Here is a 21,742-nt window from a genome sequence, read left to right on the forward strand (position 1 = left end):
TCAACACCGCGAGGCGATCACCTCGTCGGCCACCGCCAGGGCCAGCGCCATGATCGACACCTGGGGATTGACCTCGGGGCAGCTGGGCAGGATGGACGCATCGGCGACCCAGACGCCGTCCACTCCGCGCAGTCTCCCGCGCTCGTCGACCGGGCACAGCTGGTCGTCGCTTCCGGCGGCGGCGGTGCCCGTCGGGTGGAACGCCGCCAGGTGCAGGCGCCGGGGATCGGCCCGGTGCAGAACGTCGCTCAACTCCGCAACCGAGGACACCGTGGGCGCCGAGGACAGGCCGGTGATCACCTCGACCGCGCCGGCGGCAAATAGGAGGCGGCCCATGGCCTCGATCGCCACCACCAGTTTGGCCAGATCCCGATCAGTGATGTCATAGCGCAGCACGGCCGGGCCGCGCGCTGTTCGGACGACTCGCCCCACGCCCTCATCGGCAACCATGGCGCCCACCGACCCGATGTGATGCGCCCGGTCGAGCCAGCTCAGCAGTTCCCGGCCGTAGCCCGGGAACACCATCGACCCCATCCCGGGCGGCGTGGCGGTGGCCTCGATCAGGATGCCGTGTGACCGGTGCAGCTCCTCGACCGCTGCGCTTTGCAGGACGCCGTTCCAGGCGTACACCTCTTCGTCGAAACGGCCGGCCAGCGGGACCGAGGGGTGCAGGGCCAGGTTGCGGCCGAGACGGGGGTGACTGCCGAGTCGACTGCGCCACAGAAGTTTCGGCGTCTCGCCGGCGCCGCTGGCGATCACCACCGTCGATGCGAGCACCTCGAAGGTGGAACCGTCGGGTCGCAGCGCGCGGACCCCGCGGGTGCGACCACGCGAATGCAACACCCGAGTCACCCGGGCCTGGGAAATGATGCGGGCCCCGGCGTCGCACGCCTGCGGCAGCGCGTTGAGGTGGACCCCGAACTTGGCGTTGCGGGGGCAGCCCAACGCGCATTGACAGCAGCCGCCGCAGCCGGGGGCGTTGCGGGTGAGCGGCGCAGCGCTCCAGCCGAGTTCGCGGGCACCTGCCAAGAGCAGAGAGCCGTTGCGGCCCATGATGTCGTGGGGAACCGGGCCGACCTGCAGGGTGGCTTCGACGTCATCGAGTGCGCGTGCCAGCACATCCTGATCGGCAAGTGCCAGGCCGAAGTGATCCCGCCATCGTTGTTGCACGTCTGCCGGCGGGCGATAGCAGGTACCCGAATTCACCACGGTGGTGCCGCCGACGGCGCGGCCGATGGGCAGCACCACCGGCGGGCGGCCGAGCGCGAGCGTGGTGCCCCCGGCGCGGTAGAGACCGGCATAGCGGTCCATCGGGTGCGTGGTGCGGAACTCTTCGGACGTCCAGTGCCGGCCTTCCTCGAGCACCACCGTGTCCAGGCCGGCCCGCGCCAACGTCCGCGCCACCATGGCGCCACCGGCGCCGGAGCCGACAACTACGACGTCGGCGCGAATCGTCGTGGCGGCTTCGGCCGAAGCGGTGACCGACAGTGCTGCGTCGGGCCGCACGACCGGGGTTGACTGCGCGTGTGCAAGCAGTTCGCCCGCGTAGGTGTCGGCGCCATTGGCCAGCAGTGCCACCGCCTTGAGGCCGTCGACTGCCGCCTCGGTGGCTGCACCGAGTCCGGCGATGCGGCGCAGGACGGCCGCTCGCGCATCGGGTGTCAGGCGGCGCGCGGTGCGGCCGGTCCCCAGGTAGCCGGCTGCCGCCATCGACAGCAGCCCGGCGCGTACCGCGAGCCTGGTGCCACCGGGCAGCTGTCGGACGTAACGCTCGATCCGGGCGACGAGCACCTCCGGCGGGGGGCCGCCGTGCTCCTGCGGCAACAGCGCGGCACCGAACGACGCGGCGGCGCGGCCGGCGAGTGTCATGAGACCAACGTGAGTCGGCGAGCAGAACGACGCCGACCAAGGCGGCGGCCCAATTTGAGGAAGAACGGATACGTCGCGAAGAGGACCGCCGCCACAGCGTGCGCGCGCCATCCCAACGACTCGGTGCGAAGCCGCCCAATCCCGCTGTTCCACATGAAGTCGCGGCCGTCGCGCGAGCCGAAGGGCCGCCACATGATGCCCAAGCCGGGGACGTTGTTGTACAACCCGAAGGATGCCCCGAAGAAGGTTCCCAGCACCGCGGCCTCCGCCAGATCACGCTCGGCGACGTCGACTTCGCGTTCGATCAAGACGCCGGCGGCCACCAGCATCGGGGGATCAAGCAGAAAACTCATCCAAGCGACCTTTCGTTGACGGTGGGCGCCGCGTCGCCGCGGAAGCCGATCTCGGCATGGCCGGTGCCCGACACCGACCAGCTGCGTTCCACGATGCGCACGCCGCGCCGGTGCCGGCCGACCTCGATGTGGATATCGGCCTGCCCGGTGTTGGTGCACACCGCGACGGCGCCGTCGGGATCCTGATAGCGCATGCTGACGCATCGCTCGGCCGGTTGATCGACGCGTATTCGAATGTCACGCTTGCCGATTCGTCCCTCCAGCTGCCACCGCGGCAGGTCGAGGCTGGTGCGCACTCGCACGGCCGGCAGGCCGCTGCCCGGCCAGTCCCGGCCATCGGCGCGCAACCGGATGAACGCCACCGGCCGCAGCGCGCGCAGGCCCGGCCGTCGCGATACCGCGGTGACGACCTCGAGGGCGTCCTGGCCGCCGAGGTCGGCGTGGATCCAGCCCCACCGCTCGGCGTTTCCGTGACCGTAGATGTGCGATACCGCGCCGCGCCATCCGTCGATCTTGTGCGCAGTCCCGTTGAGCGACAGCGTTCCCTGGAACTCGGCGGTCGGGGCCAACACCACCTGCGCGCCGGGCAGCAGCTCGCGCTCCCAGACGAATCGGGGGAAGGTCCACAGCGGTGCTGCGGGGTCCGTCCAGCGCAGGTCCCATTCCATGGCACCGGCGCTTCCGCCAAGAAAGCCCGGACCGACCCGGCCACCGGCGCCGCGGTACCAGCTGCCGTCGTGCTCGTGGGGCGCCAGCGGCTCGGGGCCGAGCCGCTGCGTCTGCGGTTCGCCCTGCGCCGGAAACCAGGTGATCCAGCCATGGCTGAACGGCGGCCCGCCGTCGGTCGGCGCGACAATCTCGTGGTGGATCCACAGGCCGGCGCGGCTCACCGGATCCGACAGGGTCGCGTACCACACCTCAAGGCGACCGGACTGTCCGCGCCAGCGGGCGGCGGCCGCCGATGCCACATCACTTGACGTCATCCTGCGTACTGTATTGGTTGAGCCAATGGACCAGTCAAGCCCCATCGGGCAACCGCAGCGCCGGCGCCTCGACGAGCAGATCGCGACGTCGATCATCGAGGCGATCGTCGACGGCGCTTATCCGCCGGGTTCGGTGCTGCCGCCGGAGCGTGACCTGGCCGAACAACTCGGGGTCAACCGGACATCGCTGCGGCAGGCGCTGGCCCGGTTGCAGCACATGGGGCTGATCGAAGCCCGGCAGGGCAGCGGGAATCTGGTGCGTGAGCCGGCGGCGCTGACCGATCCGGCGATCGTCGAGGTCCTGCTGCGCAAGCTGGGTCCCGACTTCCTCGCCGAGCTGTTGGAGATCCGGGAGGCGCTCGGTCTGCTCATCGGCGAGCTGGCCATCAGTCGCGCTACATCCGAGGACCTGGCTGCCCTGCGCCCGACTGTGGAGTTTGTGCGCGCCGCTGACCGCCCTGAAGTGCTCCAGACCGCGGAGCTTGCCTTTTTTGCAGTGCTCATCCAGGCCACCCACAATCGCGCCCTGGCCCTGATGTTCGGTTGGGTGCAGCAGGGTTTCGGTGGCCGCGAGCACGAGCTCACCGCGGCCTTCGAGGACGCCGGCGCCGTACGGACTGCTCTGGCGGCGATCGCCGACGCAGTCATCGCTCGCGATGCGGCCCGGACCGCCGCCGCGATGCGGGCGCATCTGCAGGCCAGCGGCCAGCGCATGCTCGCCGCCGCACGCCACAGCGGTGAGGGCTGAGCGGCTGGGGGCCGCTATTCGGCGTCGATCACCGCACGCAACGCCGCACCCACCTCGGTGATAACCCCGGGGGTGTAGCCGGGGATGTTCATAGTCACCCCGCCGATGCCCGCATCGAGCACCTTGGACTTGATCTGCTCGGCGATCGACTCGGGGCTGCCGGTCACGGCGCGCTGCTTGAGCGCATCGGGGAGCTTGTCCGCGGGGAAATCACCGGGCAGCACGGTGATCAGCTGGGTGGTTTCCAGGGTGGCCGGATCGCGGCCGACTTCCTCGCAGCTGCGCCGAACCACGTCCATCTTCGCCTTCGCCTCGTCGAATCCGATGATGAGGTTGAGGTGGTCGAAGTGGCGTGCCGCCAGCGGGATCGTCTTCTTCTCGCCGCTACCGCCGATCAGCAGCGGAATGTGGTCACGGAAGCGCGGTTCAGCCATCGCCTCGCGCGCCTGGTACCACGTGCCCTCGAAGGTCGGCCGCTCGCCTTTGATCATCGGCAGGATGATCTGCAGCGCCTCGTCCAGCCGGTTGAACCGGTCGGTGAAGGTGCCGAATTCGAAGCCCAGCTGGTCGTGCTCGAGCTCGAACCATCCGGTGCCGATGCCCAGGATGGCGCGGCCGGCGCTGACCACATCCAGGGTGGTGATGATCTTGGCCAGCAGCGCCGGGTTGCGGTAGGTGTTGCCGGTGACCAGGGTGCCCAGCTGCACCGTTTCGGTCGCCTGCGCCAGCGCACCCAGGGTCGTGTACGCCTCGAGCATCGGCTGATCGGGAGATCCCAGCATGGGCAGTTGGTAGAAGTGGTCCATCACGAACACGGCGTCGAACCCGGCCGCTTCGGCCTCGCGGGCCCGTGCGACGACAGTGGGGAACAGGGTCGAAACGTCGGTGCCGTAGGAGAAATCGGGAATCTGGAAGCCAAGGCGAATCGTCACGTGGTCGACCCTAAGGGGAGCGGGAGGTGACTGGGAGCGATTCCGCTGTGCGCGAAGCGGGAATTGGCGAGGGGTCTAGCTGTCCAGCTCTCGGTGTCGCGGGTGTACCCGGTACTCCATCGACTGCTTGCGTCGTAGTGGATGGCGTTGGCCGGCGAAGTAGGCGGCCACGTACAGGAAGTAAAAGACACCTGCGGTGATGACAGTAATAACGACGAACTGGACATATTGGCCGCGGGCGATGGGGTAGCCCCAGCTGGCGTCGCCGTATGCGGTGCCTACGGCCAATAGGGCAAGGAAGGTAGCGCTCATGAGGGCGACCCACAGTTCGCCTTCTCCTGTGGCGGCGGCGTAGACGTTTACCGTAGCGATCACGGCGGGCCCTGTCAGAGTCCACCACATGGTTGTGGCGGTAAGTAGCCCGCTGTAGGAGTCTGGATGTGGATCGAGTCCCAGTTGCTTGGATTCGCGCTCGGAGACAGGGGTGTCTTCAGGATCGGGGTCAGTGATTGTATACGTGTATATTTTCCCGCCAATCTTGATGTAGGGCGTGGCCACGTAGGCTATGAATGTCATCACTACGACGGGAAATAGTCCTAGCAGGACTGCGTCGTCCAATGACGGATACTTGAGGAAAATGCCAGCTACACCCGCTGTGCCAGCAAGGGTCCAGTAAATGCGTCGCTGGACGCAGAGGCTGCTCTTGGAAAAAGTCAGCAGAAATGCCCCAATAAAGCATAGGGTGATGGTCCACAAAGATAGTTGGCTTACCATTAATTTCCCATCATCCAATTCACCGTTTTCTCGCCTCCTAATCCCCCTGCGACAGCACCGAGCAGTCCAAATATCAGAGCGCCCTCGGGGCCTATGGCTGAGCCCCCCATCGCGCCGGCCGCGAAGCCTCCCAGCCACGAGCCGAGGCTGCGTCCTCCGAGCTTGGCAAGTTCTTCGCCGGGCGCCGCACCGAGGGCGATGTTATCGCCGGTCAGCAGCGCGTCTAGACCGAATCCGGCGATGGAGAGCTTGCGGCCCAGCGTCTTAAGAGCATTGACGTCTGCCTCGGACCACACTTGCGCATCGCCCCAATGTCGGCCCTGCGGGAGAGCGTTCGCCTGTGCGCTAAGTCCACTGCCCAAATTGCCGACTCCACTGGAGATATCGGAGCCCGCTTCATGGATCAGTTCTCCGACAGACTTACCGCTTCGCACTTCGTCGAGTGCTCGCTGGATTCCCGCCGGCGAGACCCCCGCCGATGCCAATTGATTGGCGAAGCCGTGGAGCACCAACTCCCGAGCCTGGGACTCGCATCGATCGAGCATCTGGGTTGTTGCCTGATCGGGTGTCAGCGGTGGCCGGTCGGGATAGGCCTGACCCGATTCGAGGTAATCCTGAAGCTGGCGTCGGGCTCGGGCTAGCGTGCGTGCGTCTCCGCCGAGTATGGGATCGGCCGGCAGTGGGCCGATGAACTCCGAATGTCGCCAATCGTCGAGACGTTCGTGAGCCAGCCGCCGGGCGGTGGGGTCGGCAGCGGGGTCATCGGCGATCGTCTGATCGCGCTGTCTTGCCAGCTCTGCCGGGTCGGAGCCGGCTGGCTGCGGGGCATGCGGCAATCCGTTTGCTCCCGCTCCGCCGTCGGCGCCTTCGTCGCCGAAGCGGAATTCGTGGAGTCCGGCGGTGGCGGCGGTGAGTTGGCGGGCGATCTCCTGCTCATTGTTGACCAGGTTGGCCACGCGGGACTTGATGAAACTTCCATGATCGCCCGCGGCCTGTTCGCGTTGAGCCTGCTCCGCGGTGGAGCTGTAGTAAGTCCACGTGTCGGTGACGCAGTAGTCATCGCCGACGCGGAATTCGTCGCGTTCGGCGGCGGCGACGGCGTAGAGCACTTCGGCTTTGTTGTTCTGTTGGGTCTGCGCGCCGCGGGCGGCGATAGTGGCGGCGTTGCGCAGCGCGTCGGCTGGACCGTGGACTTTGACCAGATCTGCGGCGGATCGGCGCTGAAAGCCTTCGGCGCCAGCGCCGGTCCACGGTCTGCCGCCGGGCCTGGTCGAGGCGTCGCGGACTTCGGTGAACGCGGCGTCCCAGGAGTCGGCGAGGTTGGTCCAAGCGGTGGAGTTGGTTATCAGGTGATCCCAGGTGGCGTCTTCGACTTCGGTCAGTGGCGGTAGTCCCGACATCGCGGCTCTACCTGCCGGTTCCGAGTGCGCCTGCGCCGGCGTCGATGCCGGAGTGCGGGGTCAAGGGTGGGGGGCCGCCTGCTCGCGGGGCGACTGAGGTCAGGGCGGCAGCGGCGTCGTTGTCCATCGCCTCGTATTCGTCGGCGGTGGTGGTGAGTTTTGTCGCGTTGGCGGTCAGTCGTGTGCGCATTGCCGCTGCGGCCGTGCCGGCGCCGGTGTTGGTGGTGTTGCATGCCGCACTGCTGGTCTGCCATGCGGGCGCTGGAAGTGTTGGTAACGGCGGTGCGATCTGGTCTGCCAGCGTCGCGCAGCGTTGCGCCAGTTGGCGCAGGTCAGTTGGGATGACCCGCAGGGCGGGACCGGTCATTCGCCGAGCATATAAGTGAATCCCGATTTGCGAAATTCAGCCGCCGATACCGCCCTGACGGGCAGGTGAACAGGTCACATTGCTCATGCATGGCCTCCGCAATGCAGCGGGGGAGACTCGGCGGTGTGTGAAGCGGAATTCTCCCGGGAGTTTCGGTGGTCCAGCTTGCGGTGGCGGGGATGTACTCGATATTCCGTCGACTGCTTGCGTGGCAGGGGCCGGCGCCGGCCGATGCAGTAGAAGGCAGATCGCCCCACGGCGGAGAAGTAGGGCGTTTGCGGTGGCGATTGGCACAAAGAACTCCCACTATGCGGTTGTGGCGGTAATAGTCCGGATGGCTCAGCTGTCGCGGCGAGCCGCCGGGCGCCGTGCGAAACGGCGCCGGAACCGGGTGACGATGAGGCCACCGAAGTCTCATCCGGCTCGGATATGGCGAGCAGTCGCGGCGGGCGAAACGACTGAAGCCCCCGAACGGGCCTGCGCTGGCCTTTTCAGCGGTTACGCTTCGCCGAAAACCGCACAAACTGCGGCAAGGCCGACTCTTTGGAGGTATGCCTCGTGGGGCTCACCATCGGAATCATCGTCGTCGTTGTCATATTTCTGCTCGCGGTGTTGGTGATCGCGGGCTACAACGGGCTGGTTCGGGCGCGTAACGCGTACAAGAACGCCTTCGCCCAGATTGACGTTCAGCTGCGGCGGCGCTTCGACCTCATTCCCAACCTGATCGAAACCGCCAAGGCGTACCTGGCGCATGAGCGCCAGACCCTGGAGGCCGTCGTCAATGCGCGCGGCGCCGCGATGAACGGCCTTGCCGCCGCCCAGGCCAATCCCGGTGACCCGGCGGCGATGCAGCAGTTGGCGGAGGGTCAGCAGGCGCTCAACGGCGCGCTGAGCCGGCTCAACCTGGTGGTCGAGCAGTACCCCGACCTCAAGGCGAACCAGACCATGATGCAACTGTCGGAGGAACTGACCTCCACGGAGAACAAGGTCGCGTTCGCCCGCCAGGCCTACAACGACGCGGTGATGAACTTCAACAACCGGCGTGAGACATTCCCGGGCAACGTTTATGCCGGCATATTCAACTTTGCTCCGGCCGCCCTGCTCGAGATCCCGCCGGAACACCCGGAGATGCGGGACGCGCCGAAGGTTCAGTTCTGACCGACCGGCGGCCATGAACTTCTTCGAGCACCAGCGGGCCGCCAAGGGAACCACGCTGAAGCTGGTGTTGCTCTTCGGGGCTGCGGTGCTGGCGTTGGTCGCCGCAATCAATGCCGCCGCGGTGATTGCATTGGTCTACCTCACGAAGGATTACGGCGGGATCGACGCGTCATCGATTCTTGCGGTCGTCATCGTCGTCACCGCAATCACGCTCTTGGTCATCGCAGGTGGAACGCTGTTCAAGACAATTTCGCTGCGCCAGGGGGGTACTGCTGTCGCCGCGGCCGTCGGCGCGGTGCCCGTGGACCCGACGACGACCGACCCTCAGTTGCGTAGGTACGTCAACATCGTCGAGGAGATGTCGCTGGCCTCCGGCGTGCCGGCGCCACGCTTGTTCGTCATGCCGGGTGAACCCGGAATCAACGCTTTCGCAGCGGGTTTCACGCCTGCCGATGCTGCCATCGCGGTGACAGGTGGAGCCCTGGCGCAACTCAACCGGGACGAACTGCAGGGTGTCATCGCTCACGAGTTCAGCCACATCCTCAACGGTGATATGCGGCTGAACATTCGACTCATCGGATTGCTCAGCGGAATTCTGCTGATCGGAATGATCGGCTTGCGCCTGCTGCAGTTCGGCGGCCGCGGGAGTGACAGCAAGCGCGCGCTGCCCCTTGTTGCGTTCGCGTTCGCGATGATGGTGCTCGGCTACGTCGGTGTGTTCTTCGCCAACGTGATCAAGGCTGCAGTAGCGCGCCAACGCGAGTGGCTGGCCGACGCGTCGGCGGTGCAGTTCACGCGCCAGACCGACGGCCTCGAAGGCGCACTGAAGAAGATTGGCGGCATACCGACCGGTTCGCGGCTGCGCAACTCCCGCAATGCGGCCGAGGTCAGCCACATGCTGTTCGGAGAGGGCGCGCGACGGTCGTTCACGTCGTTGTTCGCGACACATCCGCCACTCACCGACCGGATCAGGGCGCTCAACCCAAGCTTCGACCCCCGCGAGATCGCCGAACTGCAGCAGCGGTACGCCAATCAGGCGCCCGACGGCCTGGCCGAGGACGTCGCCGCGGGTTTCGCCCCTGCCGGAACGGCGCTCGGCCGTCCGACCCTCGCGCCAGAGCAACCCGCCAACCCCGGCTGGCACACCAGCCCCGAGCAAGTCGTCTCTCGCGCCGGCACCTTCACTTCGGACGACCTGAAATACGGCGCGGCTCTGCATGCACGGATTCCTGACGATGTCCGCAAGCTGGCCAGCCAGCCCACCACGGCCCCCGCGGCCGTCATCGCGTTGCTCCTCGAGCCGTCGAGTGGGGGGCTGCACGTCCGCCAGCTTGCCTCGGTGAACGAACATCTGGGGCCGACGCAGGCGCGGGAAGCCGCCGCACTCGCCGACCGGATGCGCGCGCTGCCGCCTGAACTTCGGCTCCCGGTCGTCGCGCTGGCTTTGCCGCAGATCGCCACCCACTCTCGTGCCGAACAGGACGCGCTCATCACGGTGTTGAACGCGCTCGCCGTCGCCGACGAGAAGGTGACGATGTTCGAGTACTGCCTTACCCGCCTGGTTTCGAATTACGTACTCGACACCAACGATCCGGCTCGCCGGAGCAAGGTGGGCAGCGGATCGCTCACCGGTGTTCGGCCCGTGGTGACGACCCTGCTGGCGACTCTCGCGGTCGCCGGGGGCGCCGATCAAAACGTGGCGGCACAGTCTTTGGACATTGCGCTGCAACGACTTTACGGCGATAACGCGAGGCCCGAGAACCCGCGCAGGCTGAGCTGGCAGCAGACCCTCGACGAAGGCTGGGCCGCCCTCGACGCCTTGGATCCGAGGGCGAAGCAAGCACTCGTCGAAGCGATGGTGGAGGCGGTGCTGCACGACGGTACCGTCACAGCGGCGGAAGCTGAATTGCTCCGTGCGGCATGCGGTTTGATGCACGTTCCCCTGCCTGCGCTGTTGGGCTGAAACCGACATCGGTCGAGCACGATGAGCAGCCCCCTCGGGGCCCTTGACGACGCGGAGGGCATTCCGTTGAAGAGGGTCGTTGCAGGGGTTCCAGAAGACGACGTGGCCTGGAGGTTCGGCGTTCGGTTGACGAACGGATCTGAGTCATCGCGTGGGTTGCGTCGGTCCGGGCCGATGTTTCCTTGGAAGTGTCTGTTCAGTCGTGATAAGTGAACTAGTGTTCCGTTGCATGAACGCTGTAGCTGGAGTCGCCAAGAAAGCCGCCCTTACCACCTGGGAGGGCATCTGGTACATCCTCATGTGCATCAACTTCGGAGCTGGATACCTGGCGAAAGTGCCCGCCAAGAAAGCCCTCCAAGACGCGGGTATGGGCACCATGACCAGCGCCGAGCAGTTCTGGTACCTATTTTTGTGCCTCAGCTTCGGGGCCGGCTACTTCGCCAAAATCCCCATCGCCAAAGCTCTCGTTGAGACACAAATTCAAGGCATCGCCCACGCCAGGTAGACCCCCGGGGAATTTCGGCATGAAGCTCTCCAAGCGGGCCCGGATTCTCCACATAGCCGCACCTATCGCCCTCGTCAACGCTGGTAGCGCCGACGAGGCTGACTAAGCTGTCTGCGGGTGTGCGGTCGACATGGTCCTGGCCCCCTAGGTTGGAGCCACGTCGCATGTTGCACGTGCTTGCATTTCTGCATTTCATTGGTGGTGCCCCCGGCAGGATTCGAACCTGCGGCCTTCTGCTCCGGAGGCAGACGCTCTATCCCCTGAGCTACGGGGGCGCTCGCGTAATGCGGCGCCATGTGGGCTTTGACAGAGTAGCGCATGAATGCCCCCAGCCGAGAACCGGACGGATTCGGGGCCTGACCACGACAGACCATAGGATGGGGCCTCGTGACCCCCGCCGATCTGGCCGAATTGCTCAAAGCCACCGCTGCCGCGGTGCTGGCCGAGCACGACCTGGACACCGCCGCGCTGCCCGCGACGGTGACGGTCGAGCGGCCGCGCAACCCCGAACACGGTGACTACGCCACCAACCTGGCCCTTCAGCTGGGCAAGAAGGTGGGCGCCAACCCGCGTGAGCTGGCCGGCTGGCTGGCGCAGGCGCTGGAGCAGGCCGACGGGATCGCCGCCGCCGAGGTCGCCGGCCCGGGGTTTGTGAACCTGCGCATCGAGTCCTCGGCGCAGGGCGCTGTGGTGGCCAACATCGTCGCCGCGGGCGCCGACTACGGCCATTCCCGCGAGTTCGCCGACCTCAACGTCAACCTCGAGTTCGTCTCGGCCAACCCCACCGGCCCCATCCACATCGGCGGCACCCGCTGGGCCGCGGTCGGGGACGCGCTGGGACGGCTGCTGAGCACCCAGGGCGCCGCGGTGACCCGCGAGTACTACTTCAACGATCACGGCGCCCAGATCGACCGGTTCGCCAACTCGCTGATCGCCGCCGCCAAGGGCGAGCCCGCCCCCGAGGACGGCTACGCCGGCGCCTACATCACTGATATCGCGGCTCAAATCCAGGCCCAGGCCCCAGACGCGCTGAACAGCCCGGATGCCCAGGAGACGTTCCGCGCGATCGGCGTCGACCTGATGTTCACCCACATCAAGGCCTCGCTGCACGAGTTCGGCACCGACTTCGACGTGTTCACCCACGAAGACTCGATGCACACCTCCGGGCGGGTCGAGCAGGCCATCGCGCGGCTGCGCGCCAACGGCAACATCTACGAGAAGGACGGTGCCACCTGGCTGCGCACCAGTTCCTACGGCGACGACAAAGACCGCGTCGTGATCAAGAGCGACGGCAAGCCCGCCTACATCGCCGGGGACCTGGCCTACTACCTGGACAAGCGCGAACGCGGCTTCAACCTGTGCATCTACATGCTCGGCGCCGACCACCACGGCTACATCGCCCGGCTCAAGGCGGCTGCGGCGGCCTTCGGCGACGACCCGGCAACGGTCGAGGTGCTCATCGGGCAGATGGTCAACCTGGTGCGCGACGGCCAGCCGGTCAAGATGAGCAAGCGCGCCGGCACCGTGATCACCCTCGACGACCTGGTCGAGGCCATCGGCGTGGACGCTGCGCGCTACAGCCTGACCCGCTCCTCGGTGGACACCCCCATCGACATCGACCTTGAGCTGTGGTCCTCGGCGAGTAACGAAAACCCGGTCTACTACGTGCAATACGCGCACGCCCGGCTCTGCGCGCTGGCCCGCAACGCCGCCGAACTGGGCCTGGTCCCGAGCACCGCCAACCTCGGCCTGCTGGACCACGACAAGGAAGGCGCGCTGATCCGCAACCTGGGCGAGTTCCCCCGGGTGCTGGAAACCGCTGCCGCGCTGCGTGAGCCGCACCGGGTGTGCCGGTACCTCGAAGACCTCGCCGGCGACTACCACCGGTTCTACGACAGCTGCCGGGTGCTGCCGCAGGGCGACGAAGAACCCACGGATCTGCACGCCGCGCGCCTGGCGCTGTGTCAGGCCACCCGTCAGGTGATCGCCAACGGGCTGGGCATCCTGGGCGTGAGCGCACCGGAGCGGATGTGAACGTCCACCCCGCCGGCCCCCGCCACGCCGAAGCGATCCAGCCCGACGGCCTGCCGCCGCGGCCGCAGAGCCCGCAGCAACTGCTGGAGCTGGCGGCGAATGTCTGGCCCCGCAACACCGTTCGCGGCGACGACGGCGTGACGCGGATCGCCGGTGTGAAGCTGACCGACCTGGCCGCCGAGTACGGCACCCCGCTGTTCGTCATCGACGAGGACGATTTCCGGGGCCGCTGCCGCGAGATCGCCGACGCGTTCGGCGGCGGCGAGCATGTGCATTACGCCGCCAAAGCCTTCCTGTGCAGCGAGATCGCGCGCTGGATCGACCAGGAGGGCCTGTGCTTGGACGTCGCGACCGGCGGCGAGCTGGCCGTCGCTCTGCACGCCGGTTTCCCCGCGCAGCGAATCACCCTGCACGGCAACAACAAATCGGTTGAGGAACTGACCACTGCGGTCAACGCCGGCGTCGGCCACATCGTGCTCGACTCCCTGATCGAGATCGAGCGCCTCGACGCCGTCGCCGCGGCGGCCGGTGTGGTGCAAGACGTGCTGGTGCGGGTCACCGTCGGCGTGGAGGCCCACACCCACGAGTTCATCTCCACCGCGCACGAAGACCAGAAGTTCGGGCTCTCGCTGGCCAGCGGCGCGGCGATGGAGGCCATCCGGCGGGTGTTCGCCGCCGAGCATCTGCGGCTGATCGGCCTGCACAGCCACATCGGCTCGCAGATCTTCGACGTCGCCGGTTTCGAGCTGGCCGCCCACCGGGTCATCGGGCTGCTGCGCGATGTGGTCGCCGAATTCGGCGTCGACAAGACCGCGCAGCTGTCGGTGATCGACCTGGGCGGGGGACTGGGCATCTCCTACCTGCCGCAGGACGACCCGCCGCCGATGGCCGAGCTGGCCGCCAAGCTGGCCGCCATCGTGCGCGACGAGTCCGCGGCGGTGGGCCTGCCCGCCCCCCAGCTGGTCGTCGAACCCGGCCGGGCCATCGCCGGGCCGGGCACCGTGACGCTCTATGAGGTCGGCACCGTCAAAGACGTCGACATCAGCGCCACCGCGCACCGCCGCTACGTCAGCGTGGACGGCGGGATGAGCGACAACATCCGCCCGGCGCTTTATGACGCGCATTACGACGTGCGGCTGGTGTCGCGGATCCTCGACGGTGCCGACGCTGAGCCCGAGGTGGCGCGCATCGTCGGCAAGCACTGTGAAAGCGGCGATATCATCGTCCGCGACACCTGGGTGCCCCGTGGCCTGGTTCCCGGCGACCTGATCGCCGTGGCCGCCACGGGCGCCTACTGTTACTCGATGTCGAGCCGGTACAACCTGCTCGCCCGCCCGGCGGTGGTGGCGGTACGCGACGGAAAAGCTCGCCTTATGCTGCGCCGGGAGACTGTCGAAGACCTGATCAGCCTGGAGGTGGGGTAGAAGTGTCCGGTTCGCAGGTATCCGGGGCCCCCATCGGGGTGGCCGTACTCGGTCTGGGCAACGTCGGCAGCGAGGTGGTCCGCATCCTCGAAGCCAGCGCCGACGACCTGGCGGCCCGCATCGGGGCGCCGTTGGTGCTGCGCGGGGTCGGGGTGCGGCGTGTTTCGGCCGACCGCGGCGTCCCGGTGGAATTGCTCACCGACGACATCGACAGCCTGGTCTCGCGCAGCGACGTCGACATCGTCGTGGAGCTGATGGGCCCGGTCGAGCCCGCTCGCAAGGCGATCCTGTCGGCCATCGCGCACGGCAAGTCCGTCGTCACCGCCAACAAGGCCCTGCTGTCGCGCTCCACCGGCGAGCTGGCCGAGGCCGCCGAGAACGCGCTGGTGGACCTGTACTTCGAAGCCAGCGTCGCCGGCGCGATCCCGGTCATCCGCCCGCTGACCCAGTCACTGGCCGGGGACACCGTGCTGCGGGTGGCCGGCATCGTCAACGGCACCACCAACTACATCCTGTCCGAGATGGACTCCACCGGCGCCGACTACACCAGCGCGCTGGCCGACGCGAGCGCGCTCGGCTACGCCGAGGCCGACCCCACGGCCGACGTCGAGGGCTACGACGCCGCTGCCAAGGCCGCGATCCTGGCGTCGATCGCCTTCCACACCCGCGTCACCGCCGACGACGTCTACCGCGAGGGCATCACCAGCATCAGCCCGGCGGACTTCACCACCGCGCGGGCGCTGGGCTGCACGATCAAGCTGCTGGCGATCTGCGAGCGCATCACCACACCCGATGGCCAGCAGCGGGTTTCGGCCCGCGTGTACCCGGCACTGGTTCCCCTGACCCACCCGCTGGCCAGCGTCAACGGGGCCTTCAACGCGGTGGTGGTCGAGGCCGAGGCGGCCGGGCGGCTGATGTTCTACGGCCAGGGTGCCGGGGGTGCTCCGACGGCGTCGGCGGTCACCGGAGACCTGGTGATGGCGGCGCGTAACCGGGTGCAGGGCGGTCGCGGTCCCCGCGAGTCCAAGTACGCCCAGCTGGCCATCGCGCCGATCGGCGACGTCGCCACCCGCTATTACGTGAGCATGGACGTGGCCGACAAGCCGGGCGTGCTGTCCACGGTGGCCGCCGAGTTCGCCGCCCACGGGGTGAGCATCGCCGAGGTGCGCCAGGAAGGCGTCGCCGACGGCGAAGGCCAGCTGGTGGGCGCCCGTATCGTGGTGGTCACCCACCGAGCCGCCGAGTCGGCATTGTCGAAAACTGTTGCGGCGCTTGCGGGCCTGGACGCAGTCCAGCGGATCGCCAGTGTGCTGAGACTGGAAGGAACAGACCAGTGAGCTCCACCCGGACCCCGATCCATCGACCCTGGCCCGGCTTGATCGGCGCCTACCGCGATCGGCTCCCCATCGGCGACGACTGGACGCCGATCACCCTGCACGAGGGCGGCACCCCGCTGATCCACGCCAAGCGGATCTCCGAGCAGACCGGCTGCACGGTGCACCTCAAGGTCGAAGGCCTCAACCCGACCGGTTCGTTCAAGGACCGGGGGATGACGATGGCGGTCACCGACGCGGTGGCCCGCGGCCAGCAGGCGGTGCTGTGCGCCTCGACCGGAAACACCTCGGCCTCGGCGGCGGCCTACGCGGCGCGCGCCGGCATCACCTGCGCGGTGCTTATCCCGCAGGGCAAGATCGCCATGGGCAAGCTGGCGCAGGCAGTCATGCACGGCGCCAAGATCATTCAGATCGACGGCAACTTCGACGACTGCCTGGAACTGGCCCGCAAGATGGCCACCGACTTTCCCACCATCTCGCTGGTGAACTCGGTGAACCCGGTGCGCATCGAGGGCCAGAAGACCGCGGCTTTCGAGATCGTCGATGCACTGGGCACCGCACCCGACATCCATTCGCTGCCGGTCGGCAACGCCGGCAACATCACCGCGTACTGGAAGGGCTACCGCGAATACCACGCCGACGGCCTGACCGAGAACCTGCCGAAGATGCTGGGCACCCAGGCTGCCGGGGCGGCGCCGCTGGTGCTGGGCGAGCCGGTGGCCAACCCGGAGACCATCGCCACCGCGATCCGGATCGGCTCGCCGGCGTCCTGGACGCAGGCCGTGGAGGCCCAGCAGGATTCCGGTGGGCGCTTCCTGGCCGCCACCGACGAGGAGATCCTGGCCGCCTATCACCTGGTGGCTCAGTCCGAGGGCGTGTTCGTCGAGCCGGCCTCGGCCGCCAGCATCGCGGGCCTGCTCAAGTCGGTGGAGGACGGCTGGGTGGCACCCGGTTCGACGGTGGTGTGCACCGTGACCGGCAACGGCCTCAAGGACCCCGACACCGCGCTCAAGGGCATGCCCGAGGTGACCGCGGTTCCCGTCGACGCGGCCGCGGTGGTGGCTGAATTGGGACTGGCCTAGTGGTCCAGGTGTTGCCGACCGGGTTGACGGCCAGCGTTGCGGTGGCGGCGTCAAGCGCCAACCTGGGTCCCGGGTTCGACTCTCTGGGCCTGGCGCTGGGCCTCTACGACGACGTGACCGTCGAGACGGTCGAGTCCGGTCTGGTGGTTCGGGTCGAGGGCGAGGGCGCCGGCCAGGTGCCACTGACATCGGATCACCTTGTGGTGCAAGGCATCATGCGTGGACTGCACGAAGCCGGGGTGCAGGCGCCCGGGTTGGTGGTGCACTGCCGTAACGCCATCCCGCATCAGCGCGGCCTGGGCTCCTCGGCGGCCGCGGTGGTCGGGGGGCTGGCCGTGGTCAACGGCCTTCTCGCGCAAGTGGATCGGCCCTGCCTGACCCAGGAGCAGCTGATCCAGCTGGCGTCGGAGTTCGAGGGGCACCCGGACAACGCCGCGGCCGCCGTGCTGGGCGGTGCGGTGGTCTCCTGGACCGAGAGCAGCCTCGACGGCGGTGCCGCCTACTCGGCGGCGGCGCTGCGGCTGCACCCCGACATCCACCTGTTCCCGGCGATCCCGCAACTGCGCTCGTCGACCGCCGAGACCCGTGCGCTGCTGCCTGAGCAGGTCAGCCACCACGACGCCCGGTTCAACGTCAGCCGCGCCGCGCTGCTGGTGGTGGCGCTGACCGAGCGGCCCGATCTGTTGCTGGTGGCCACCGAGGACGTGCTGCACCAGCCGCAGCGCGGCGCCGCCCAGCCGGAGTCGGCGGCGTTGCTGCAGCTGCTGCGCAGCCACGGCATCGCCGCCGTGCTCTCGGGTGCCGGGCCTGCGGTGATCGCGCTGACGACGGCGCCTCAGCTGCCGGCCGAAGTGCTCGGGTCCGACGAGGCCAGGGCGTTCCACATCGCCGAGATGCCGGTCGGCGAGGCGGTCACCTGGAACTCCGGGGTGGCGGTACCGGGTTGAGGCGCGCCGAGGTGTCTGTTGCGTCGAGCACAGAAGCGGGCTATCCTCGGTCCCGTCCCGCATTCGCGGCATCAGCACCTGAGTCAGACTGCTATGTCAACCGGGATGCCACCAAATTCTTCCCGTAGCTGACGGTTTGTGTTACGACGCCGTCGATACGGGCAACACCGTTACACAGTCGACGGTGACAAGCACTCGGCGGGTCCGCTGAATGCAACTAAGCCCCTCGCGTGAGGAAACCGCCGAGGGAAGAAAGGAAATCCGTGACCGAAACGGACCTCTTCGCGGCTGAAGGCAGCACCGACCAGGAATCGTTGCCGACCCCCCCGATCACTTCTGCGACCAGCCCGGATGCGGCCGCTGACGGCGGCGAGGCCGCACCGTCCGCCCCGGCCGAGAGCGCTTCGGCACCCGAATCCGGTGCCGCGGCCACCGTTGCCGATGGCGCACTGTCCTCGATGGTGCTGCCGGAACTGCGGGCGCTGGCCAACCGCGTCGGTGTCAAGGGCTCTTCCGGGATGCGCAAGAGCGAACTGATCGCCGCGATCCGCGAGGCGGGCGCCAACGGCGGCCAGGCCTCCGAGCCCAGTGCCGAGCAGTCCGCGAACGGCGTCGCCAACGGGACCGAGCCCGCTGAGGCCGCCCAGGTCGAAGCACCCGCAGCACCGCCGCGGCGCGAGCGCCGTGGCGCCAGCCGGGCAACCGGTGCCCCCGCGGGCAACGACGCAGCGGCCGACAAGCCTGCCGAGCAGGACAACGCCGCAGCCGCCGACAAGCCCGCCGAGCAGGACAACGCCGCAGCGGCCGACAAGCCCGCCGAGCAGGACAAGCCCGCCGAGCAGGGCAAGCCCGCCGAGCAGGACAAGGCCGGCGACGGCGACGCCCCGGGCGGGTCGCGCAGGCAGCGCCGCACCGAGGACAGGGCAGAAAAGTCCGACAAGCCCGAGCAGTCCGGTGAGCGGCGCGAGCGTGACGGTGCCAAGGCCGAGGACGGCGCACAGGCCAAGAACGACGACCAGGGCGATGGCGCCAACCGCGGCGACGACGACGAAGGGCGCGGCGGCCGGCGTGGCCGGCGCTTCCGGGACCGGCGCCGTCGTGGCGAACGCGGCGGCGAGGGCGGTGCCGGCGGCGAGACCGCCGAACTGCGCGACGACGACGTCGTACAGCCGGTCGCCGGCATTCTCGACGTGCTGGACAACTACGCGTTCGTGCGTACCTCCGGCTACCTGGCCGGGCCCAACGACGTCTACGTCTCGATGAACATGGTCCGCAAGAACGGGCTGCGCCGCGGTGACGCGGTGACCGGCGCCGTGCGGATTCCCCGCGACGGCGACCAGCTCAACCAGCGGCAGAAGTTCAACCCGCTGGTGCGGCTGGACTCGGTCAACGGCGGCCCCGTCGAGGACGCCCGCAAGCGTCCCGAGTTCTCCAAGCTGACCCCGCTGTACCCCAACCAGCGGCTGCGGCTGGAGACCTCGCCGGAGAAGCTGACCACCCGTGTCATCGACCTGATCATGCCGATCGGCAAGGGGCAGCGCGCGCTGATCGTGTCGCCTCCCAAGGCCGGTAAGACCACGATCATGCAGGACATCGCCAACGCGATCACCCGCAACAACCCGGAGTGCCACCTGATGGTGGTGCTGGTCGACGAGCGCCCCGAAGAAGTCACCGACATGCAGCGCTCGGTCAAGGGTGAGGTCATCGCCTCGACCTTCGACCGGCCGCCGTCAGACCACACCCAGGCCGCCGAACTGGCCATCGAGCGGGCCAAGCGCCTGGTCGAGCAGGGCAAGGACGTCGTGGTGCTGCTGGACTCGATCACCCGGCTGGGGCGCGCCTACAACAACGCCTCCCCGGCGTCGGGCCGCATCCTGTCCGGTGGTGTGGACTCCACCGCGCTCTACCCGCCCAAGCGGTTCCTCGGCGCGGCCCGCAACATCGAGGACGGCGGCTCGCTGACCATCATCGCCACCGCGATGGTCGAGACCGGCTCCACCGGTGACACGGTGATCTTCGAAGAGTTCAAGGGCACCGGCAACGCCGAGCTCAAGCTGGACCGCAAGATCGCCGAGCGCCGGGTGTTCCCGGCGGTCGACGTCAACCCGTCGGGCACCCGCAAGGACGAGCTGCTGCTCTCGCCGGACGAGTTCGCGATCGTGCACAAGCTGCGCCGGCTGCTGTCCGGCCTGGATTCGCACCAGGCCATCGACCTGCTGATGAGCCAGCTGCGCAAGACCAAGAACAACTACGAGTTCCTGGTGCAGGTCTCCAAGACCACCCCGGGAATGGACAACGACTGACCGCTGCGGGCCACCCCGCCCGGCGCGGGCGACCCCGGCGGAATGCGGAGGCCGCTCCCGGCGTTTTGGGAGGCGACAGCGCAGCTGGCATAATCGACAACCTCAGGTTCCGGTTCACGTCCGCCACTGAGGCGGGCGACCCGGCGACCCACGATCGAAGAGGACACCATGAAAACTGGCATTCACCCTGCCTACGTCGAGACCACCGTGGTCTGCGGTTGTGGCAACACCTTCACCACCCGCAGCACCAAGGAGAGCGGCCACATCGTGGTCGAGGTCTGCTCGCAGTGCCACCCGTTCTACACCGGCAAGCAGAAGATTCTGGACAGCGGCGGCCGGGTCGCGCGCTTCGAGAAGCGCTACGGCAAGCGCAAGGTCGGTGCCGCAGCAGAAGCAGCCGACGACAAGTAGTTCCCTCACCGACGCCCGGAACGTGCCAGCACGTCACCCGGGCGTCGGCTTGCGTTCGGGGATGGAGGTGAGATGACCCACAGTGTTCAGGGGATCGACGCCCTGCTTGCCGAGCACGCCGCCCTGGAAACGCAGCTGTCGGACCCCGAACTGCACAACGATCCGGCCGAGGCGCGGCGGGCGGGGCGGCGCTTTGCCCAACTTGCGCCCATCATCGCCACCCACCGCAAGCTCGAGTCGGCCCGTGGGGACTTGGAGGCCGCCCGGGAACTGGCCGCCGACGACGCGTCGTTCGCCGCCGAGATCCCCGAGCTGGAAGCCCGGGTCGCCGAGCTGGACACCGCGCTCACCGACATGCTGGCGCCCCGCGACCCGCATGACGCCGACGACATCGTGCTGGAGGTCAAGTCCGGCGAAGGCGGCGAGGAGTCGGCCCTGTTCGCCGCCGACCTGGCCCGGATGTATATCCGCTACGCCGAACGGCACGGCTGGAAGGTGACGGTCCTCGACGAGACCACCTCCGATCTCGGCGGTTACAAGGACGCCACGCTCACCATCGCCAGCAAGGGCGACAGCCCCGACGGCGTGTGGTCGCGGATGAAGTTCGAGGGCGGCGTACACCGCGTGCAGCGCGTCCCGGTGACCGAGTCGCAGGGCCGCGTGCACACCTCGGCGGCCGGGGTGCTGGTCTATCCGGAGCCCGAAGAGGTCGCCGAGGTGGCCATCGACGAGTCGGACCTGCGCATCGACGTCTACCGGTCCTCCGGCAAGGGCGGCCAGGGGGTCAACACCACCGACTCCGCGGTGCGCATCACCCACCTGCCGACCGGGATCGTGGTGACCTGCCAGAACGAGCGGTCCCAGCTGCAGAACAAGGCCCGCGCGTTGCAGGTCCTGGCGGCCCGCCTGCAGGCGCTGGCCGAGGAGCAGGCGCAGGCGGATGCCTCTGCCGACCGGGCCAGCCAGATCCGCACGGTGGACCGCAGCGAGCGCATCCGCACCTACAACTTCCCGGAGAACCGGATCACCGATCACCGCATCGGCTACAAGGCGCACAATCTCGACCAGGTCCTCGACGGGGACCTCGACGCGATGTTCGACGCGCTGGCGGCCGCCGACAAGGAATCCCGGTTACAGGGGACGGCGTGAGCCTGC

At 68.1% G+C, this 21,742-nt stretch carries 19 protein-coding genes and 1 tRNA gene; 12 read left to right on the forward strand and 8 right to left on the reverse strand.

Annotated elements, in window-relative coordinates; translation table 11 throughout:
* From AWC02_RS09300 to AWC02_RS09310, 3 genes are read right to left on the reverse strand one after another with little or no spacing between them, the layout of a single operon-like run.
* Window positions 1–1,869 carry a GMC family oxidoreductase gene (locus AWC02_RS09300; protein ID WP_085128476.1) on the reverse strand — a complete coding sequence of 623 codons (1,869 nt, stop codon included), beginning with the start codon at window positions 1,867–1,869 and terminating at the stop codon, window positions 1–3.
* Window positions 1,866–2,222, reverse strand: coding sequence for a hypothetical protein (locus tag AWC02_RS09305; protein WP_085128477.1), 357 nt, complete (start codon window positions 2,220–2,222; stop codon window positions 1,866–1,868). The genes AWC02_RS09300 and AWC02_RS09305 overlap by 4 nt, the downstream gene beginning before the upstream one ends.
* Window positions 2,219–3,205 (reverse strand): hypothetical protein, encoded by a 987-nt coding sequence (locus tag AWC02_RS09310; RefSeq protein WP_085128478.1) that lies wholly within the window; start codon window positions 3,203–3,205, stop codon window positions 2,219–2,221. The genes AWC02_RS09305 and AWC02_RS09310 overlap by 4 nt, the downstream gene beginning before the upstream one ends.
* A gap of 25 nt (window positions 3,206–3,230) precedes the next feature.
* Between AWC02_RS09310 and AWC02_RS09315 the strand changes: the two genes are divergently transcribed.
* Window positions 3,231–3,953, forward strand: coding sequence for a FadR/GntR family transcriptional regulator (locus tag AWC02_RS09315; RefSeq protein WP_085128479.1), 723 nt, complete (start codon window positions 3,231–3,233; stop codon window positions 3,951–3,953).
* A gap of 14 nt (window positions 3,954–3,967) precedes the next feature.
* Here AWC02_RS09315 and AWC02_RS09320 read toward each other — a convergent pair whose 3' ends face one another.
* The 4 genes from AWC02_RS09320 to AWC02_RS09335 form a co-directional block, all read right to left on the reverse strand.
* Complete coding sequence (locus AWC02_RS09320; protein WP_085128480.1) at window positions 3,968–4,885, reverse strand: LLM class F420-dependent oxidoreductase; 918 nt, start codon at window positions 4,883–4,885, stop codon at window positions 3,968–3,970.
* 75 nt (window positions 4,886–4,960) lie between these two features.
* A complete protein-coding gene (locus AWC02_RS09325; RefSeq protein ID WP_133055616.1) occupies window positions 4,961–5,503 on the reverse strand; it encodes a hypothetical protein in 543 nt (180 codons plus the stop codon).
* A 155-nt stretch (window positions 5,504–5,658) separates the two neighbouring features.
* The gene (locus tag AWC02_RS09330; protein WP_085128482.1) at window positions 5,659–7,059 is read right to left on the reverse strand and encodes a hypothetical protein; all 1,401 of its coding nucleotides are present in this window, start codon (window positions 7,057–7,059) and stop codon (window positions 5,659–5,661) included.
* Window positions 7,060–7,066: 7 nt separating this feature from the next.
* Complete coding sequence (locus tag AWC02_RS09335) at window positions 7,067–7,426, reverse strand: hypothetical protein (RefSeq protein WP_085128483.1); 360 nt, start codon at window positions 7,424–7,426, stop codon at window positions 7,067–7,069.
* A 558-nt stretch (window positions 7,427–7,984) separates the two neighbouring features.
* Here AWC02_RS09335 and AWC02_RS09340 point away from each other — a divergent pair.
* The 3 genes from AWC02_RS09340 to AWC02_RS09350 all read left to right on the forward strand — a co-directional run bounded on the left by AWC02_RS09340 (window position 7,985) and on the right by AWC02_RS09350 (window position 11,052).
* Entirely contained in the window at window positions 7,985–8,584 is a 600-nt protein-coding gene (locus tag AWC02_RS09340; protein WP_085128484.1) for a LemA family protein, read from the forward strand.
* Between the two features lie 13 nt (window positions 8,585–8,597).
* Complete coding sequence (locus AWC02_RS09345) at window positions 8,598–10,547, forward strand: M48 family metalloprotease (protein ID WP_085128485.1); 1,950 nt, start codon at window positions 8,598–8,600, stop codon at window positions 10,545–10,547.
* Window positions 10,548–10,776: 229 nt separating this feature from the next.
* The gene (locus AWC02_RS09350) at window positions 10,777–11,052 is read left to right on the forward strand and encodes a hypothetical protein (protein WP_133055617.1); all 276 of its coding nucleotides are present in this window, start codon (window positions 10,777–10,779) and stop codon (window positions 11,050–11,052) included.
* 199 nt (window positions 11,053–11,251) lie between these two features.
* Here AWC02_RS09350 and AWC02_RS09355 read toward each other — a convergent pair.
* Window positions 11,252–11,327: transfer RNA gene (locus AWC02_RS09355), tRNA-Arg, on the reverse strand.
* 112 nt (window positions 11,328–11,439) lie between these two features.
* Between AWC02_RS09355 and argS the strand changes: the two genes are divergently transcribed.
* The 8 genes from argS (at window position 11,440) to prfA (ending at window position 21,736) form a co-directional block, all read left to right on the forward strand.
* Window positions 11,440–13,086 (forward strand): arginine--tRNA ligase, encoded by a 1,647-nt coding sequence (argS, locus tag AWC02_RS09360; protein ID WP_085128487.1) that lies wholly within the window; start codon window positions 11,440–11,442, stop codon window positions 13,084–13,086.
* The gene (gene lysA, locus AWC02_RS09365; protein ID WP_085128488.1) at window positions 13,083–14,510 is read left to right on the forward strand and encodes a diaminopimelate decarboxylase; all 1,428 of its coding nucleotides are present in this window, start codon (window positions 13,083–13,085) and stop codon (window positions 14,508–14,510) included. Before argS ends, lysA begins: the two co-directional genes overlap by 4 nt.
* Window positions 14,511–14,512: 2 nt before the next feature.
* A complete protein-coding gene (locus tag AWC02_RS09370; RefSeq protein WP_085128489.1) occupies window positions 14,513–15,847 on the forward strand; it encodes a homoserine dehydrogenase in 1,335 nt (444 codons plus the stop codon).
* Window positions 15,844–16,926: a threonine synthase gene (gene thrC / locus AWC02_RS09375; protein ID WP_085128490.1), complete on the forward strand. Its 1,083-nt coding sequence runs from the start codon at window positions 15,844–15,846 to the stop codon at window positions 16,924–16,926. The genes AWC02_RS09370 and thrC overlap by 4 nt, the downstream gene beginning before the upstream one ends.
* Window positions 16,926–17,873, forward strand: coding sequence for a homoserine kinase (thrB, locus tag AWC02_RS09380; RefSeq protein ID WP_085128491.1), 948 nt, complete (start codon window positions 16,926–16,928; stop codon window positions 17,871–17,873). The genes thrC and thrB overlap by 1 nt, the downstream gene beginning before the upstream one ends.
* Window positions 17,874–18,136: 263 nt before the next feature.
* The gene (rho, locus tag AWC02_RS09385; protein ID WP_085128492.1) at window positions 18,137–20,176 is read left to right on the forward strand and encodes a transcription termination factor Rho; all 2,040 of its coding nucleotides are present in this window, start codon (window positions 18,137–18,139) and stop codon (window positions 20,174–20,176) included.
* Between the two features lie 168 nt (window positions 20,177–20,344).
* Entirely contained in the window at window positions 20,345–20,587 is a 243-nt protein-coding gene (gene rpmE, locus AWC02_RS09390; RefSeq protein WP_085128493.1) for a 50S ribosomal protein L31, read from the forward strand.
* Window positions 20,588–20,659: 72 nt separating this feature from the next.
* Window positions 20,660–21,736: a peptide chain release factor 1 gene (prfA, locus tag AWC02_RS09395; RefSeq protein WP_085128494.1), complete on the forward strand. Its 1,077-nt coding sequence runs from the start codon at window positions 20,660–20,662 to the stop codon at window positions 21,734–21,736.
* Window positions 21,737–21,742: the final 6 nt, after the last annotated feature.

The sequence above is a fragment of the Mycolicibacter engbaekii genome (assembly GCF_002101585.1).
GTDB lineage: Bacteria > Actinomycetota > Actinomycetes > Mycobacteriales > Mycobacteriaceae > Mycobacterium > Mycobacterium engbaekii.